The following is a 17737-nucleotide window of genomic DNA, read 5'->3' as shown; positions in this document are numbered from 1 at the left end:
AAAGGTTTCTCCTAAGCTTTCGGTAACAGCAATGCTGCATCGGCAATCCCCCTCTGCTTGATCCAATGGAGCGGCCAGGCGGCCGCATGTTCGGCATAAAGGGTACGGATATGCTTGATATCTTCCTTGCCGGATGCGCCCACAAACGAAAGCGCCAGAGGTCCAAGAGCCATGTCGAATAACCGGCGCCCTTCGGGACTGATTACATAATATTCCCGCTTCGGCACGGCGGAGGCGACAATGGCGATCTGGCGATCATTAAAGCCAATCCTTTCGTAGAATTCGCGTGTTCCGGGCTCTCTCGCCGCTCCGTTTGGAAGACAAATCTTGGTCGGGCAGCTTTCTTTCAGCACATCGATGATGCCAGAACGATCGGCGTCCGAGATCGACTGGGTTGCGAGGATCACCGCACAATTGGCCTTGCGCAGGACTTTCAGCCATTCCCTGATCTTGTCCCGGAAGACCGGATGGCCAAGCATCAGCCAAGCCTCATCAAGGACAATGAGGCTTGGCTCGCCCGTCAGCCGTTTCTCAATGCGGCGAAACAGGTAGGTCAGGACCGGCACAAGATTGCGCTCGCCCATATTCATCAGTTCCTCAACCTCAAAACACTGAAAAGCACCCAGTGACAATCCGTCCGCTTCCGCGTCAAGAAGTTGCCCCATCGGACCGTCGACCGTGTAGTGGTGCAATGCGTCCTTGATCTCGCGCATCTGCACACCGGAGACGAAGTCGGAAAGCGACCGGCCACGCGATTGCGCCATCAGTTGGATCTGCCGGGAGATGGCGTTGCGATAGTCGGGAGTGATGGGGACATCCTGCAGTGTCACCAGCATCTCGATCCACTCGCTCGCCCATGCACGATCCGTGTCCGTCGAGAGCTCGGACAACGGACAGAAAGCAAGCTCGCTTCTTGCCGCTTGCGGCTCTGCGCCAATCTCGTAGTGGTCACCACCGACGGCAAGCGTCAATGGCAACATGGAACGCCCCTTGTCGAATGCAAAGAGCTGGGCGTCCTTGTAGCGGCGAAACTGCGAGGCAATCAGCGCCAACAGCGTGGACTTGCCCGATCCGGTCGGCCCGAAAACGAGTGTATGGCCGACGTCATCGACGTGAAGATTAAACCGGAACGGCGTCGAGCCGCTTGCCACCTGCATCAAGGGCGGGGATCCGGCCGGATAAAATGGGCATGGAGCAACGGGCCTGCCGGACCAAACCTGATTGAGCGGGATGAGATCTGCGAGATTGCGCGTGTTGATCAGCGGTTCGCGGATATTGGCATACCAGTTGCCGGGCAGACTGCCGAGGAAGGCATCGGTCGCATTGAGGGTTTCGATGCGCGCCCCGAACCCTTCTCCCTGAATCAACCGGCGGACCGCTTCGCATTTGTCTTTGAGCTGGACACTGTCCTTATCAAACAGAATGATCACCGGCGTATAATAGCCATAGGTTACAAGCTGGGATGAGGCTTGTGCAATTGCGTCCTCGGCCTCGGCCACCATGAGCATCGCATCCCGGTCGACGGCTCTGCTTTGTGTCTGGAAAAGCTGATCAAAGAATGGGCGAACCTTCTGCTGCCATTTTTTACGCGTGCGCTCAAGCTTTGCCTTGGCCTCTTCGGCATCGAGAAAAATGAACCGGGAAGACCAGCGATAGGTCAGCGGCATGAGGTCGAGCGCGTTCAGGATGCCTGGCCAGCTCTCTGCCGGCAGACCATCGATCGCAACGACGCCCGCAAACCGGTTGTCCACCATGGGTGTCATGCCGTGTTGCAGCTCGGCTGTCACCAGCCAGTCGAGATACATAGGGACAGCAGGCAACCGCACAGGATGGTTCTCCCCTGTAATGCAAAAGCGGATGAACTGGAAAAGCTCATCATATTTCACCACATTCCCTCGTGGTTCTCCGACTTCCTGCGTCACCATCCGCCTGATCGACATCGTGATGGAGAGGTATTGTTCTATTTCGCGGATCGAGGTCTGAAATGCCTCCAACGCCTGATCGGCGTAGGAGGCAGACCGGGTGTCACGATCGGCATAGAGATAGCGTGTCAGACCGGAACTTCGGGGCTCGGGCGGGCGCCATGTCAGGATCAGCGCGTGCTGGCTTTCGAAGTGACCGCTTTCCCGTTCAAAATGCGCACGACGCTCGGCGTCAATCGCGCGGGTCACCGCATCGGGGAAGAAACAGTCCCGGTCTCCTGGATAATCGGTTGCCGGAACCCGCACGGCCTCGACCTGGATCATCCAGCCCGAACCCAGGCGTGAAAGGATGACATTGATCTGGCGCGATATGTCATTGCGCTCGACGTCCGTAGAGCTTTCGCTATCGGGTCCGGCGAAATACCAGCCGGCCATCAGCGAGCCATCCTTGAGCAGAATAACGCCGTTGGCGACGAGCCCGGCATAAGGAACAAGGTCCGCAAAGGAAGAGCCGGCGTGGCGGAAGCGAGAAAGAGCGACCATCATTGCTCCTCAATATCGGTGCCAGGGCGTCGACGTCGGCCGGTAATGGACATTGTATCCGATGTGGCGGAGATAGACCTTGCGCATTAAGGGATCGGCTTTTGCCATCATCCGCAGTGCGCCCACGGCGATCAGCCAGAACGCGACGCCGAACAGGGCCGCATACCACGTCAGAACAACGAAAATCAGGATCACCGTCGCAAGCGCCGTGAGGAGAACGAGCTCGCGGTCGGCTCCCATCAGAAGGTTCGGACGAGAGAGCGCCCGGTGGATCGGCGACCTTTCAAGCCCGGAGCCGACTTCAGCCATGGGACTTCTCCCCTTGCGGAAGGGCTTTCTGATCGGGCGCCTCCATCCGGCCGATCGATGCGCCTGTCGAACCGAACAGGGCGACAATCTGTGTCGCGCCGAGAAGGACACCTCCAACAAGGGCGATATAGCAAAGCCTGCGTGCGAAGTCGTTAAGTTCACCGCCAAAGATCAGCATTCCACCTGCAATGGCGACCGCAGCCAGCGCGATGAATCCGGCGACGGGTCCGGTGATGGATTGCTGGATCTGCTGGAGCGGGGATTCCCATGGCAACCCGCCTCCCCCGGAAGAGGCAAATACAGGTCCTATAACAAAAATGCTCATTGCAGCCCCGAAAGTTCCGGCGAATAGAAACACACGATAATCACGCGACATGACGTTCCTCCTGGATCTGGGGATTTTGGGTTTCATATTGAGTGCCGGTAAAGCCTTCGACGCGGACCATGTCGAGAATGCGCCGCCCTTTGGGCGTACGTTCGATTGAGATCACCAGATCGACGGCTTCACCGATCACTTCGCGCATGGGTTGCGGGCTGATTTCGGCGGTCAATTGTTCAAGACGACGCAAAGCCGAAAGGGCCGTATTGGAGTGGATTGTGGTAACGCCTCCCGGGTGCCCCGTATTCCAGGCTTTGAGCAGAGTGAGGGCCGCACCGTCACGGACCTCGCCGACAACGATGCGGTCCGGGCGCAGGCGCATGGTGCTCTTGAGAAGTCGCGCCATATCGATCCTGTCACTTGTGTGCAGGGCAATAGCGTTTTCGGCAGCACACTGGATCTCCGCCGTGTCTTCAAGAATGACAATCCTGTCATCCGGAGCGATTTCGACGATCTCGGCAAGAACCGCATTGGCAAGAGTTGTCTTTCCCGATCCGGTGCCTCCCGAAATCACGATGTTGAGGCGAGAGGAAATAGCATGGCGGATGGCGGAAGCATGGCGTTCCGTCATCACCATTGATCTGACATAGTCCTCGAGCCTGATGAGGCGCGACGTCCGGCGCCGGATCGTGAAGGAGGGCCGGGCAACGACCGGAGGCAGCAATCCTTCAAACCTGTGCCCGCCAATCGGCAGTTCGCCGGAAATGATGGGACGGTTCTGGTCAACCTCCGATTGCAGCGCATGTGCGATGCTTCCAATGATGATCTCGGCTGTGGAAGGTGGCATTTCGCCAGCCGGCGTCATGCCGTTCCCCAATCGTTCGATAAAGAGCTTGCCATCGGGGTTGAGCATTATCTCAACAACGTTTGCATCGCCAAGTGCGGCACACAGATGGTCGCCAAGGGCTTCCTCAAGCTTGCGGATAAGGCGCGGATGGGAGCGCAACCGGTTCATGACAGCCCCCATATTCTACTCGCTATTGGCCACAATTGCCGAGCGATATGCAGCCGGGCGGATCCGGTCAAAGCTTGCAGCGTCGGCGGCAAGAGAACCTGCGACCGCGATCGTATCTCCGATCCTGCACGGCCCGCCGAGGCGACGCATCGGCCAGCCCGCCCGCTTCAGGATTCTTTCAAATCTGACGTCGGTTGCAGTGACGACCTCTTTAAATCCATTTGCCATCGACCATTCGATAATGCCTGCAAACAGGGTAAGGGTTGCCTCGTGCAACGTGCCCGCTGTCCTGCTTCGCACAAGGGAGGTATCAACGCAGAACCGCGAGCTCTCCACCATCGCCGGATGAGCCGCCAGTCGCCCGGCTGCAAGGAGCTTTTTAAAAATATCCGCCAACATTGTTGGCCCGGTTGCGGGAAGCAATCTGGCGCAGCCAGCCAGAATTCCGTCATCTGAAATGACGAGGATATATGTAGGGTCAAGCAGATCATAGGCGTCGGTCTCGCGCCGATCACGAACGTTGACATTCCAAGCGAGCCGTCCCGAAAAAACACGTGCTCTCAGCTTGAAGAGTTCGTTGACGAGTCGCCGTGAATTCAGGTCCCGGGCGTCCTGTATTGCAAGCGCTAACATCCTTTACGACCTCCTTTGTTTGGCAACGGAGGCAAGCGACCATGAATTTCAGATCTGTTCGAGTGTAGAATTCTACAGTCCTGCCGGCCATCAGTTCGAAGGGATTGCGGCATTGGTTGAGCCAGCAGCACCGGCGACAATGCGCATTTCGGCCAAAGCCACAGGCAGGCACGTGCTTGCCGATTTCACTTTTTTTCGATCATTGCCGAAAGGTATGTAGGATTTCAGGGTCGTGGTTCGTCTTCACGACATCAACTGAAACAATCCGAGGAGACGAACATGAAAATCCTGTCGAGCCTGTTTGCAGTGGCAGCACTGGCACTGGGCGTCACATCTGCAGTCCATGCAGCGACGGCTGTGTCCGCAAAAAGCGGGCATATCCAAGCGGACGGTATCAACTATTACTATGAAATTCACGGTGAGGGCGCAGGCAAGCCGCTGCTTCTCCTTCATGGCGGACTTGGCTCGATCGACATGTTCAAACCGATCATGGAGCGGCTCACCAGAGGCCGGCAGGTCATTGGTGTCGATCTTCAGGGACATGGCCGCACCGGGCTTGGAGCCCGCCCGATCAGCCTTGAGGCGATGGGCGATGATATGGCAACTATCCTTAAATCACTCGGACACGACCAGGCAGACGTCCTTGGCTATTCGTTCGGGGGCGGCGTGGCGTTCCGGCTTGCCGTACAGCATCCCGAAGTCGTCAGCCGCCTTGCCCTGGTTTCGGCGGGCTATGCGCAGGACGGGTTCTATCCTGAGATGATCAAGATGCAGGCGACGATGAATGCGGACATGGCCGACATGATGAAGGATACACCCATGTACAAGAGCTACGCCGCGGTGGCCCCGAAGCCGGCGGACTTTCCGCGCCTCATCGGCGCGATGGGCGATTTCATGCGCAAACCGTATGATTATTCCAAGGACGTTGCCAAATTGAAAATGCCGGTAATGCTGGTGTTTGCCGACAGTGACATGTACAGGCCCGAACATGAAATCAAGTTTTACCAATTGCTTGGCGGCGGGCTCAGGGATGCCGGCTGGATGCGTGAAACCATGTCACAAAACCGGCTCGCTATCATTCCCAACCGCACCCATTACGATATCTTCTTTGCGCCCGAGTTGCCGGAGGCAGTCATGCCATTCCTGGATGGGCAGGAGAAAGTCAAAACCTGGGACGAGATAGTCAACGAGACGAACAGATAGGGTGGAGCACGTCGCCGGAAAATAGCAGCGGCCTGTCCGTTAATCCGGCGACATCTTCCGCGATCTCCTTAGAGCGGACGTCTTTGATCTGCGGTCTTCGACCAATGGATTTCAGATTTTGCCGGATAGATGCAAATTCTGCGTTGCATGGCCAATGGCAGTTACGGGCCAGCTGCAAATGGGAAATGTCAGCTGAACGCACGTTGGCGGACATAGGGCAAAATCAATGCCTGATACGCTGAAACTGCCTTCCCCGCCACTGATCAAAATCCGGTTGGTGTCGGGCTTTTGGCCCTCGTGAACAAACTCATTATTTCTCCTAATTGCATATTACCCCTCGGGCTTAGGCAATACATTGCCGGCCGAACATTAATGAGCGGCGACAGTCCCGCCATGTTCGTTCAGTCTATTGGCGCCTGGGCAAGCAGGCCCCTTTCCTGTTCCGGCTGTTACCGAACCGGTGTAAAATGACGCGTTCCTCCTTCGGCGCCCGGGACGAAGCCCGGCCCACCCGGTTGCGGGTCAAGGGCGCCGTGACTATTGGGTTGGTAAGGATTTGGCCGGCGCGCGGTAGCGCTCGGCCGGATGCTGATTTCCGTAATTTGGAAGCATGGCTTGGCGCGCTGCCTCAAGCGCTTCCCACTGACCGGCGTCGGGAAGCGGTGGGATGGTTACCGGCTCGCGGCGGTCGAATCCGACCAGTGCCGCATCAACCAGATCGTTCACCTCCATCACGTTGGAGAGCGTGTTGACGTCAGCGCCGACATGCTCCCATATCTCGGTTCGCGTCGTGGCGGGAAGCACCGCCTGCACATAAACCCCCTTGGGCGCAAGCTCCAGGCTGAGCCCCTGCGACAGAAACAGAACGAAAGCCTTGGTTGCGCCATAGACCGTCATACCGAATTCTGGCGCCAGTCCGACCACAGAGCCGATATTGACAATTGCTCCTTCGCCAGCCTTCGCAAGACGTGGAGCGATGGCACTGGCGAGCCGCACAAGCGCAGTCGTGTTGAGCGCCACCAGCCGTGCAACGGAGTCGGTGCTCTGCTCGATGAACGTGCCACCAATGGCTGTTCCTGCATTGTTGACAAGGATTCCGATACGGGCGTCATCGCGAAGCCTCGTTTCTACCGTTGCAAGCTCGCCAGGCTGCGTGAGATCGGCACGGATGATGTCGATCGCCACGCCATATTCCTGGCGCAGACGGAACGCCAGGGTCTCCAGTCGCGCCAAGTCACGGGCAACCAGCACAAGATCGTGCCCGCGGCCGGCAAAACGCTCGGCATAGGCGGCACCGATGCCGGTGGAGGCGCCGGTGATGAGGACTGACGGAATAATGGTCATGGCATTGCCCTTTTCTTTGATCGAACCTATAATCATGACGGACATCATGATTAGCTAAATATGATCGTCATCATGTAAAAGTCAATGGACCAGACGGAGAGTTTCAAAATGAAGGTCAGCCGCGAGCAGATGGCAGATAACCGCCGCCGGATTTTGGATGCTGCCAGCCGGCAGTTTCGCGACAAAGGGTTCGATGCGGTCAGCGTGGCGGAAGTGATGGAAGCGGCCGGGTTCACCCATGGCGGCTTCTATGGCCACTTCAGTTCGAAAGACGATTTGATCGCACATACCCTTGCCCATGTCCTTGCCGCGGACGAAGGCGGCAGGCGGGATTTTCGCGCTTATTTGAATGCCTATCTTTCACCCCGGCATCGGGATAATGCCGGCAGTGGTTGCCCGACTGCGGGCCTTGTTGCAGACATCCGCTATCAGAACCCGGCGGCCCGCTCGGCCATGACCGAAGGCCTTCGCTCGCAGATCGATCGCCTCGGTGAGGCGCTTGCGCAGTTGAGCGAGGTCGACAGGCGTCGTGCGGCAGTCGGAAGCTGGGCGGCGATGGTAGGGGCGGTGATCATCGCCCGTGCGATCGACGATCCCGTTCTGTCGGACGAAATTTTGGAACAGACACGTGCGTGGATTGATAACGCAGTCAACCAGACCGTGACATGATTTTCATGCTTGTCAAATACCGCAACTGAACCCCGGCTGGCCGCCAGAGAGTGTGGATCAGAAACCGTTTGTGCTGACAGTCACTGGGCTGCTTTGACAAAAACGCTCGCCAGTCAGATTCGGATTTGGTTTTGCCGACGCTTGGCTGTGCCTAGTGCCCGTTTTAAATGAGCATTTTCTCCCATGCCGCAGCTAACGACCATTTAACTTCCTTTCGCGGGGCGCGTGGTTTTAGGCTGCATCCCTTTATGCATGAGTACCTTCCTGCTCTGTCGAAGGGCTCGCTGGGGTTGAAACACGAGCCCAGCGTTCAATACCGGTCGCCGGGACCAGGACGACATGTGAGGCCCTTCTTGCAGCGGGGGCGGTAAGCGCAGTTGCAGCGCACGATACTTCCCGGAGGCAAAAATCTCGTATGCTCAACGCCCCCTGATCGGCGCGCGCTGAAGCCAGAGAACTAGCGCCTGTTAGTTGCCACCGTTCAAACGGATCTGCCCGTTGCACGATGACGCAAACCAGCTCTCCTGCCATGATGTCTTCGGCTACAGACTCGTTGTGATGCCCCGGGCATTCGCTTAAACCGGGCAAGTGAAGAAGGCATTTCGCGCCCGGTTACAGCAGGCGCCATGCCAAACTTTTTTGCCAGACGGAAGTGTTGCTGCAACGATCCTGTCAACGCACAGTGACAACAATTTGCCCAGCAGCGATCATGGAACCCGCCATGACCAGAGATATGGGCCGGTGGAGGACCGCCGCGCCTGCCTTACCCTCGGGATGATCCCGCCCCGGGACTGGCGCTGTATCACAAAATCGCAAGCTACAGTATTTTGCGTGCGCCTTTCCCTGCATCTGTTACCTTGCTCTGGGAACATGGCGCTGACGGCTGGTCGATCTACGGTGGGGCTGAGCATGAACGATGGCCTTATCACAATGTGGGGCGTGATTGGACGCTTGCACCCCTCCTGCCGGCGCCGGTGTGAATGGGGTTGTGCCATGGAAAATCGTTGGCATTTCGGCAGGGGCACCTGCGACACGAACTGACAGGTTCGCCCTCCCCTGCGGCAAGCCAGCTTTGCACCTGATTGACGGGCGCATCACAGGAAAAGGCGTCGCAACCAATAAGCCAGGCGAAGAGCGGATGGCGCTGTGTGCTGGATCGATATTCGATTCAGAAGATCGTTTATGCCTGTCCATCCCCTAGCCGGCCTTTGCATGAGCCCTTGCTGGAAGTTCCTGGTAGCATCGACACCCGACGGGTTGCATCTACATCTTGGGGATTGATCAAATGATGCCGTGGTCGCCGGCTTTGACCTGCCGCACCATGCGCCCACAAGGGTCTTGCATTCGCCATTTTACCGGCTTGACGGACCGATGCGGGATTTCTGTCGAGCTGAATTCTTTGCAGCAAGGGACGGAAGGCTTGCCTTACCAGCTATGTTTTGCCCCGGGTCCTGCGGTATCTCCGGCGCGCGGAATTTAGGCTTATTTCCGGGCTGCTGATATGATGGCGGGCGGGCAACGCCTGGAACCGCCCCTGCAAATGGGACACTTGTCCCGCGCTGATACCGGAGCAATCCGGACGAACGGGCGCATTGCCGTGCCGGCCGACCAACGCGCCGCTCTTCGAAGTAAGACATCATCGGGAAAGACAAACTCGGGCATCGTGCCCGTCATGGAAATAACCGGAACCTGCGTGAACCCTGCCGGGGTTTTGCTATGCGCACATTCTTCAATTCCGTCCATCTGTAGCAGGATCGCCATGCGTCAAATGATATCGGGCATGATGTGCCGAACATCGGTAGGCAGAATGATCCGGGGTTGCGGTCAACGAGGAAAACCCGATTGTTCGAGTGCATCGGTCACCAGGTGCCTCGGGAGAGGACATCGATGAGGACAATATCGTGAGGATTGAGCGGCTCATTCATCTCGGGCCGGCGCCTCTTCATCGTCAAATGTCCGGCGCGATCAAACTTCCGGGCGAACTGCCCGGCTGCCTCGGTAAACACACGGTTCTTTTCCGTCTGCGCCGGATCGGCGAACTTTGTCTCAATACCTCGGATGTAAACGATATCACCATGATTGATCAGTTGGTCAACTGGCCGTGGCGCCGGATCGCCCTGCGCCCCTAAACAGCCCTGCAATGTTTCAGATGATCGAAGCCAGCAATTCCTCCTGTAGCGATTGAAGCCTCTGCTGCCCGCGGGAATTCAGAAGTTCAGTCAGGTCCGGTCCCGCGAACGGCGCCTGCCTTTCTTCAGATGAGCGATCTACTCATGCTCCGCAGACAGGACCATGAGTCAGAACTGCAGGGTCAGGCTGGTCCGAGCTTACTGCTGGGGCGCTGTGCTTCGGAAACCGTGACTTTGTCCATGCGCTTGAGACCAGACGGGTGGACAGATGACCAAGCCGACCCACATTGATTGATGCAGGCCCCATGCGGCTCACCTTACCTAAGGCGCCCCGTCCAAGGCGGACATATAGAGCTGGCTACTCTGCCGTTCGTCATCCTCTTGCCATTGGCAATGACGGACGCGCCGCGCTGGTTTATCCCGCGGGAACCAGTTGATCGAACTGTGCTATGGCTTGCGGGAAGGGCGGGTCGAGACCCTCACGGCCCGCGTTGCACAATGGTTGATCGGTCAACCAGGCCGATATGGGCCAGCTCATTGCCCAGACCGAGCGCGCCAGACAAATCACCACTGGGTTATCTACTCGGCATCAGTGAATATATGTTCCGCTGACGCCCGCAAATCAGGCTGGCGCCCCTAAAGGATTAGGTGGGCTTTTGCCTCAACCATCCGAAAAGCGTGGCTCTGTTTGTTGGATTGCAAAGACCAATCAATCGCGAGATCGGTGTTGTACGTGGCGGAGCCCCCGCAACCGTCAACAAACAGGTGGGCAAGCATACATTAGGAAGACGCCGCAAACCGCGCCTCGGCCGCCTTCAAAACCCATATTGGATTCCCGGGAAGTTCTCAGCTGAGAACTCTTGCAAATGGCGGCCACCGAAATCTGTGCAAAAGTTCTCAGCTGAGAACTTTTTGAAAGCCTCGTTAATACCTATGGAGACTCCAACCCGTCTGCCGCACGCCGCTGACCGGATGACTATAATGACGCGGATTGCACTCCCGGTTGTATTTTGCCCGTCGGGAAATTCATCGCCTCTGAGGAAGAGCAACTAACGGCGATTTAACTGCCGTTACGACTGATTTTGCAATGATAATCAAGGCGTTGACCAACTGCTTATCAAAGCTTGCAGCGGAGGGTTTCTGGCCAAAAGGGCACAGCCGCCGATCGATAGCGCCTGTCAATATCTTGCACTATTGCCCTACCTTTATCAAGTGCATAAGGCTTGCCTACCTGAAATTTAGCCGATCGTGTGGCAAGCAACGACGACAGATGCAAAGCGAAAATCAAGATCCTGACTGGCGATCCGGCCGTTGGTCCGCTGCAACGAACAGGCCATCTGAACATGGACGGGCCGGCCTTGAATCCGAAAACATCCTCTACGGGGCTGGAAAGGTGGCGAGGCAGTGATGGCTCCTGGTCTGGGATAAAAAAATGAGACAGGCCACCTTGCCCGGCATCTCCCTCTTGTCGCTACGTTGCTGCTGGCATCGCTTGCCGCCATCGCCCTTGTAGTTGCGGTCAGCGTGGGAATCGGTGACCTGTCCATACCGCTGTCGACGACGTTCTTTGCACGGGTCAACCGCATGGAGCGGACAGCAGTGGAGATCAACCGGATCCGGACGATGACCCGGAATTATGGTTTGAGGCGGGCATTGATGGCGGATTTTCTACGGTGCAGGAATTTTCCTTTCCGGCGCCATCATGCAGTCACTGTTGTGCAATCCGCCTGCAAGGCAACATGCGACGGCCAATGCCAATCTCGCAGCTCTTGGTGTCGTCGAGCTCCGTTTTTCGCACCGCCCAATGTCTCCGGATGGTCTCGTACCCACTATGCGGCGGCAGCGGGCGCCTTTTATCGTGCCAGGATGGCCGAAAAGCCCAATGATCGCTGACAGAGCCTTTCGCGCGCCGACGAGCAGCTTGCTCATAACGCGCGCCTACCGGCACAATCACCAAAGCCACGAGCCGCAGGATGCTGATGGATGCTCAGCGTCAAGATGATGTCCGTCAAGGAGCATGCAGCGGACCAGGCTCGTTGCTTCCGGCGCGCAGGAGCATCAACACGGGATCTGTTACGTGACGCCTTCTGCGTCGAGGCACGTGTGGGAATGTCCAGACACCATCTGCGCCCGCATATCCACTACCTGCCGTAACGGCACGCCCTGCCTATCCGCGCTGCGAGACCACTGCCGCAGTGCTGTAATCACTTGCGGACAAAGCCGGCTATTCTGCGCGTCGCCAGACGGACGATTTGCATATCAATCCGCCCAGGACACATCCCGATAGTGTGACCTCATTGTCAGAGAATTGCGCCTTGCCTGAATAGGTCTTGCCGCTTTCTGTATCGTAAAGAGAGCCGGCATATGTGGCAGGCCCTGTTGATTTCAGGCTCACCGCCTGAATGCCGACCACGGACCGGTTCCGTTTGGAAACATCCGGATTGTTGACATCATTGACCGGGTTTTTCATCCATATGACCGTACCGCACAGACCGGTGCCGCAGTCGCTTAGCCGGACCTTGGTGCCCCCGGACTGATTGACATAAGTGCCGGTTACCTGCTGCGTATCGGCGGCAGCACCGGTTACAAGTGCCGAGGACAGGACAAGGGCAAGGCCAAATTTTTGATATGTGAACAAGGCATGATCTCCAAAGGACAGTCGAGCCCGGCTATAAGCGGGCTAATGATTTGCTGATTAACAATATAGACCGTAAATCTGACGAGATTAGGGGTAAAAAAAGAGCAAATTTCGATGGTGCTGACCGGCTTGTCCTGGCCGGCTCGGTCACCAGCCCCTGCCCGAACACAGCCCTTGCGAATCACATAAGTCTATGCTTATGTATTCTCATGAACGAGACAGAGTTTTTCAAGGCACTGGCCGATCCAACGCGACGCGCAGTTTTTGAACGTCTGGCCGACGGTGAAATGAACGCCACGCAGTTGCGGCAGGGGTTTGCAATGTCGCAGCCGGCCATCTCGCAACATCTTGCTGTCTTGCGTAGCGCCGGTTTGATTGCCGAACAAAAGCTCGGTCGCAACGTGATGTATCGAATAAACCCGGATGGGATCGCGCGAATGCACCAATGGCTAAGCCGATATCACGCATTCTGGCCGAAGCGGGTGGACGAGCTGAAACGGCTTCTCAAGGAGATGGATCAATGACACCGAAAAGCGAAGCGCCGATCAGGCTCACTTACGAATTGGATGCTGAACCAACGAAGGTGTGGCGCGCGTTAACCGTCCCCGAATATGTCTCGCGGTGGCTTGGCAGCCCCGCGTGCTCCGATATGGACGATGAAGCCGCACTGGACCGCATCGAGCTGCGCCTGATCTCCATGGAACCGGGCACGCATGTGCGCTATAGCATCAAAGATAATGAAGCGGTCAGTACCGTGACGTTCCAGATCAACGCGAATGACAAAGGTGGAACCACTTTTCATATCGTGCATGAGCAATCCATGATTGCTGCCAACTGCAATTTTCCAAGGCAACGCTTGGCCGCCTGACCACAACAAACTTTCAATTTGACGGAGAGGAGTTCGCCTATGCGCGACATGATGCAGCTTGTCCCTATGGTCGTGGAACAGTCCAGCCGAGGGGAACGGTCTTTTGATATATATTCACGACTGCTGCGCGAACGTATCGTTTTTCTCAACGGTCAGGTGGAGGACGGAATGGCTGCGTTGATTTGCGCACAACTGTTGTTTCTTGAATCCGAAAGCCCCACCAAGCCTGTCTCCATGTACATCAATTCGCCTGGCGGCGTGATAACCAGTGGTCTTGCAATATACGACACAATGCAATTCATCACATGCCCCGTTGCAACATTGTGCATGGGTACCGCTCGATCAATGGGTTCATTTCTATTAATGGCTGGCGAACCCGGTCACCGAACTGCCTTGGTCAATTCCAGTATCCATGTGCATCAGCCACTTGGTGGATTCCAGGGTCAGGCCTCGGATATTTTTATCCAGGCTGAAGAGATGCGGCAAACGAAACAACGTGTGACAAGGCTTTATGCCCAACACTGCGGACGCTCGTTTGATGAAGTGGAGCGGACATTGGATCGCGATCATTTCATGACCGCCGACGAGGCAAAAGAGTGGGGATTGATTGATACGGTTCTGTCAAAGAGGGAAGGGCCGCAGCAATCGCTGCCTGCGTGAGTTTGGCACCTGCAAACCCGCTGACTTCATATGCAAAAACATGTAGATACTTGTCTACAATAAACAGCACGTGGAAAGCAGGCGGTATGAACAAGGCGAAGCGAACAATTTATTTCGCGCTCGGCTGGCTAATGGTCGCGCTCGGTTTCATAGGTCTGCTTCTCCCAGTAATGCCCACAACAATCTTCCTGATTTTGGCCGCCTGGTGTTTCGGGCAATCATCGCCGCGTTTTGAGAAATGGCTGCTTGAGCATCCCGTCTTTGGGCCGACATTGGTCAAATGGCGAGAGCATGGGGCCATACCAATGCGTATTAAATGGATTGCCTGCGGCGGCATGGCCTTTGGCTATGCGTCATTTTATTATTTCGCCCGGCCGTCACCATTATTGGCAGGGTTCGTGGCTATATTTTTTATTGCCAGCGCTGCATATGTTCTCAGTCGACCAAGCATTTAAATTCGCTTCTCTGTCAATTTGTCGAACACATGCAGAGCGTCGGGATCAATGGCAAAGCGTTGCATGGCCCCCACTGTCACCTGCGATCGAGGGGGCAGACTGGCAGTAAGGCGTTGCGTGCCAATGGTGGCAGTGACAACAAGTTCCGGCCCTGTCAGTTCGACCACTTCAATCTTTGCATCTATGCCAAAATTCGTGACCCCTACCTGCGCAAGCGTCAGACTTTCGGGACGGACGCCAACTGTAATGTTCCGCGCTTCAGCGGCGGCCTTGTGAAGATGCGCGGGGAGGGGAATACTGCTCAGTGTCCCGTCAATATGAGCAAATCCATCGGAGAACGTGGAATCCAGCATATTCATTGGTGGAGAGCCGACGAAACTTGCCACATAACGCGTAGCGGGGCGATTATAAATTTCATCCGGCGTGGCCAGCTGTTCGATTTGACCATCGCGCATAACCGCGATGCGCGTTGCCAATGTCATGGCCTCAATCTGATCGTGCGTCACATAGACAATCGTGGTTCCAAGCATCTGATGCAAACGCTTCAGTTCGGTTCGCATTTCCATCCGCAATTTCGCATCGAGATTTGAAAGCGGCTCGTCAAACAGGAATATTTGCGGATCGCGCACAAGCGCACGCCCAATGGCAACACGCTGGCGCTGACCACCGGACAGTTCGGACGGTTTGCGCGCCAGCAAATTCTCAATCTGAAGTATCCTTGCCGTTTTTTGCACCGCGACATTGCGGTCGGCTTCGGAAACTTTGCGCATTTCCAGACCAAAGCCAATATTTCGGGCCACCGACATATTCGGGTAAAGCGCATAAGACTGGAACACCATCGCTATATCCCGGTTCTTCGGATGAATTCCGGTTACAGAGCGGTCACCAATGCGCACATCACCGCCCGTAGCCTCGGCCAGTCCAGCGATAATATTGAGCAGCGTGGACTTGCCACAACCTGAAGAACCCAGCAGCACGAGAAACTCGCCATCGGCAAGTGACAGATCAATCCCTTTTAAAGTTTCGATGTTCCCATAGCGTTTGCGAATATCAACTAGTTCAAGCGCGCTCATGACTCTTTCCCCGAAACGATTTGAAGATCTTCACCATCATAACGGCGAGGCACAGTGGATATGGCCATGGTTGCGATAAGCACACCAGCGCGCAGGCTTTCTTCAATGCTCTGGCCGCTGGCTTGTGCGGCCACGAAGCCAGCATTGAAAACATCCCCGGCACCGATCGTGTCGACGACGGCGACAGAAGGGGCTTGCGCCGAGACAACAATATTGTCCGGTCCTATGGCAAGCGCCCCTTCCGGGCCACGTTTGACCACAACAATTGCATCGTCCGGCATCAATGCCTTCAGCTTGTGCGCAGCTTCAATTGCGTCGGTCGCGTGGGTAAGGGAGATGGTTTCCACCTCATTAAACAAGGCGATATGACAGCGGCTTAGCCAATGTCGTGTGCGCGAACGATTTTCCTCTGTCCATCCGTCTATAGGCCAGCCGGTATCAAGAGCGATCTTGATATTATGCGTTTCTGCCCAGTCAAACAGGGCATCATAATCATTTGCAAGTATGCCGGTCAGGAACGAGCCGCACAGGATTGCAGTGCCACCTTCCAGAAGCTTCGGATCAAGCATTTTGTGCACGTCTGTCCACGACAAGTGCGCAATGTGGCCTTTGGTTGTGAAGAATGTGCGTTCGCCATTGGGATGGGTGATCCCGACCGAAAGAGTTGTTCCGGTCCGGCACACGGGCCAATGCACGGCATGGTCATTGAATGCCTGCCGCAACCATTCGCCGAACTGATCATCGCCAACATTGGCGGCGATCTGGCACTCAACGCCCAAACCCAGCAAAGCCAAAGCCGCATTGCCAGCCGATCCGCCGACCCGAAGCTCATCATGATCGACCATGATCTCCGTACCTGGCTGTGGCCAAGGTTCGGCAGGCCCCAGTATGAGGTCAACATTGACATTACCGATAATGGCAAGAGGCCGCAGCGCCATGTTATTCACTCCGCGTAATTTTGGTGGAACGTACAGGCGTTCCAAGGTCCTTTACGCGCGAACCGGCAAAGCCGAGCATGAAATGTTGCGCAGCGGGCAGAAGTGCAAAAACAGCGGCAATACCTGATGCGGCACCGACATCAATCATTATCGCCTCTTTGATCGGCTCTTCATCCGATGCATCAAACACAATAACCGGCGATCCGGCCTCAAGCGCCGAGAGCGCCATGCGACTAACGAGTTCCGCCGTTCCGTCCTTGGCTCGAAACAGAACAACGCCAACATCTGGTCCGAGCATCTCCATTGGCCCGTGCCGCAATTGACCGCCTTCCAGTGAGAAACAAGGGATACGCGACAACTCGGTAAGACCCAGCGCTATGGCTTCGGCCACACCCTGCATTCGCCGCCCGGATGTGACGATCGCCCTCACATTGGAAAAAGCGGAAATCGCTTCTTTGACTTGGGTAACGTCAGACGATCCCAGGATCCGCAAGGCTTCCGCCGTGTTTTCTCCCAACGCATTGATGATCGCGAGGTGCAACGCAAAGCTGATGGTCAGACTGCGCGTCGCAGCAAATGCCTTTTCAGTTCCGCCAGCACCTATGAGGGAAGGAATTGTACGCGCCAGCGTCGACCCTTCTTCCAGCGTCAAACCGAACGTATCAGCTCGAATGCCAGTCTCACCGAACCAACGTAAAACTTCGGCACTTTCACCTGACTGAGACGTGACAATAATTGTTTTGCCATCTGTCGACAGTGGCTGACCCAGTTGTTCGGACAAAGGAACCGCAATGGCATCAATACCGAGGCTTCGGTAAAATGGCTCAACTGCGCGACCGACCGCATGCGAACCGCCCATGCCGAACAGCAGTAACTGCCGGGTCTTGCGCAATGACTGTGCAATTACCGCTGCCAAAGTCGAGGCGTTTTCAAAGGAAGCCAAGGCGTCTGCATTCTGCCGTGCCATTTCTTTTTCAATAGCGACAAGTCCGTCGGGTTTTGTAGTTTCAGAAAGCATA

Annotated in this window: 17 protein-coding genes; 7 read left to right on the top strand and 10 right to left on the bottom strand. The window is 56.2% G+C overall.

Features of this window, described 5'->3' with window-relative positions; genetic code table 11:
* Positions 1 to 11: 11 nt before the first annotated feature.
* Genes V9K92_RS00705 through traI form a run of 5 tightly spaced genes read right to left on the bottom strand, consistent with a single transcriptional unit; the run spans position 12 to position 4741 of the window.
* Positions 12 to 2465 carry a conjugal transfer protein TrbE gene (locus V9K92_RS00705; protein ID WP_337353477.1) on the bottom strand — a complete coding sequence of 818 codons (2454 nt, stop codon included), beginning with the start codon at positions 2463 to 2465 and terminating at the stop codon, positions 12 to 14.
* Between the two features lie 9 nt (positions 2466 to 2474).
* Positions 2475 to 2774 (bottom strand): conjugal transfer protein TrbD, encoded by a 300-nt coding sequence (locus tag V9K92_RS00700; RefSeq protein WP_337352867.1) that lies wholly within the window; start codon positions 2772 to 2774, stop codon positions 2475 to 2477.
* Positions 2767 to 3150, bottom strand: coding sequence for a TrbC/VirB2 family protein (locus V9K92_RS00695; protein WP_337352866.1), 384 nt, complete (start codon positions 3148 to 3150; stop codon positions 2767 to 2769). The genes V9K92_RS00700 and V9K92_RS00695 overlap by 8 nt, the downstream gene beginning before the upstream one ends.
* A complete protein-coding gene (trbB, locus tag V9K92_RS00690; RefSeq protein ID WP_336441228.1) occupies positions 3140 to 4108 on the bottom strand; it encodes a P-type conjugative transfer ATPase TrbB in 969 nt (322 codons plus the stop codon). The genes V9K92_RS00695 and trbB overlap by 11 nt, the downstream gene beginning before the upstream one ends.
* 15 nt (positions 4109 to 4123) lie before the next feature.
* Positions 4124 to 4741, bottom strand: coding sequence for an acyl-homoserine-lactone synthase TraI (gene traI, locus V9K92_RS00685; RefSeq protein ID WP_336441229.1), 618 nt, complete (start codon positions 4739 to 4741; stop codon positions 4124 to 4126).
* Between the two features lie 279 nt (positions 4742 to 5020).
* Between traI and V9K92_RS00680 the strand changes: the two genes are divergently transcribed.
* Positions 5021 to 5944, top strand: coding sequence for an alpha/beta fold hydrolase (locus V9K92_RS00680; protein ID WP_337352865.1), 924 nt, complete (start codon positions 5021 to 5023; stop codon positions 5942 to 5944).
* 537 nt (positions 5945 to 6481) lie between these two features.
* On the opposite strand, the gene V9K92_RS00670 is transcribed toward V9K92_RS00680, so the two are convergent.
* On the bottom strand, positions 6482 to 7288 hold the full coding sequence (locus V9K92_RS00670) for an SDR family NAD(P)-dependent oxidoreductase (RefSeq protein ID WP_337353476.1): 807 nt from the start codon (positions 7286 to 7288) through the stop codon (positions 6482 to 6484).
* A 108-nt stretch (positions 7289 to 7396) separates the two neighbouring features.
* On the opposite strand from V9K92_RS00670, the gene V9K92_RS00665 reads away from it, so the two are divergent.
* On the top strand, positions 7397 to 7957 hold the full coding sequence (locus V9K92_RS00665; protein ID WP_337352864.1) for a TetR/AcrR family transcriptional regulator: 561 nt from the start codon (positions 7397 to 7399) through the stop codon (positions 7955 to 7957).
* 1901 nt (positions 7958 to 9858) lie between these two features.
* A complete protein-coding gene (locus V9K92_RS00660) occupies positions 9859 to 10086 on the top strand; it encodes a hypothetical protein (protein WP_337352863.1) in 228 nt (75 codons plus the stop codon).
* A gap of 2224 nt (positions 10087 to 12310) precedes the next feature.
* Here V9K92_RS00660 and V9K92_RS00655 read toward each other — a convergent pair.
* Positions 12311 to 12724, bottom strand: coding sequence for a DUF2147 domain-containing protein (locus V9K92_RS00655; RefSeq protein WP_307277901.1), 414 nt, complete (start codon positions 12722 to 12724; stop codon positions 12311 to 12313).
* A gap of 209 nt (positions 12725 to 12933) precedes the next feature.
* Between V9K92_RS00655 and V9K92_RS00650 the strand changes: the two genes are divergently transcribed.
* The 4 genes from V9K92_RS00650 to V9K92_RS00635 all read left to right on the top strand — a co-directional run bounded on the left by V9K92_RS00650 (position 12934) and on the right by V9K92_RS00635 (position 14707).
* On the top strand, positions 12934 to 13248 hold the full coding sequence (locus V9K92_RS00650; RefSeq protein WP_336441235.1) for an ArsR/SmtB family transcription factor: 315 nt from the start codon (positions 12934 to 12936) through the stop codon (positions 13246 to 13248).
* Complete coding sequence (locus tag V9K92_RS00645; protein WP_336441236.1) at positions 13245 to 13592, top strand: SRPBCC family protein; 348 nt, start codon at positions 13245 to 13247, stop codon at positions 13590 to 13592. Before V9K92_RS00650 ends, V9K92_RS00645 begins: the two co-directional genes overlap by 4 nt.
* 39 nt (positions 13593 to 13631) lie before the next feature.
* Positions 13632 to 14252, top strand: coding sequence for an ATP-dependent Clp protease proteolytic subunit (locus V9K92_RS00640; RefSeq protein ID WP_337352862.1), 621 nt, complete (start codon positions 13632 to 13634; stop codon positions 14250 to 14252).
* An 86-nt stretch (positions 14253 to 14338) separates the two neighbouring features.
* Positions 14339 to 14707 carry a DUF454 family protein gene (locus tag V9K92_RS00635; protein WP_115053981.1) on the top strand — a complete coding sequence of 123 codons (369 nt, stop codon included), beginning with the start codon at positions 14339 to 14341 and terminating at the stop codon, positions 14705 to 14707.
* Here V9K92_RS00635 and V9K92_RS00630 read toward each other — a convergent pair.
* The 3 genes from V9K92_RS00630 to V9K92_RS00620 are packed head-to-tail and all read right to left on the bottom strand — an operon-like array spanning position 14704 to position 17736.
* On the bottom strand, positions 14704 to 15780 hold the full coding sequence (locus V9K92_RS00630; protein WP_337352861.1) for an ABC transporter ATP-binding protein: 1077 nt from the start codon (positions 15778 to 15780) through the stop codon (positions 14704 to 14706). The two genes, V9K92_RS00635 and V9K92_RS00630, sit on opposite strands and share 4 nt — an antisense overlap.
* Positions 15777 to 16718 carry a carbohydrate kinase family protein gene (locus V9K92_RS00625; protein WP_337352860.1) on the bottom strand — a complete coding sequence of 314 codons (942 nt, stop codon included), beginning with the start codon at positions 16716 to 16718 and terminating at the stop codon, positions 15777 to 15779. The genes V9K92_RS00630 and V9K92_RS00625 overlap by 4 nt, the downstream gene beginning before the upstream one ends.
* Before the next feature lies 1 nt (position 16719).
* On the bottom strand, positions 16720 to 17736 hold the full coding sequence (locus V9K92_RS00620; protein WP_337352859.1) for an SIS domain-containing protein: 1017 nt from the start codon (positions 17734 to 17736) through the stop codon (positions 16720 to 16722).
* Between the last annotated feature and the right edge of the window lies 1 nt (position 17737).

Origin of the sequence: Phyllobacterium sp. CCNWLW109 (assembly GCF_037203905.1) — a bacterium.
Taxonomy (GTDB): domain Bacteria; phylum Pseudomonadota; class Alphaproteobacteria; order Rhizobiales; family Rhizobiaceae; genus Phyllobacterium; species Phyllobacterium ifriqiyense.
The sequence above is the reverse complement of the archived record's forward strand: the minus strand, read 5'-3'. Positions and strand labels throughout refer to the sequence as shown.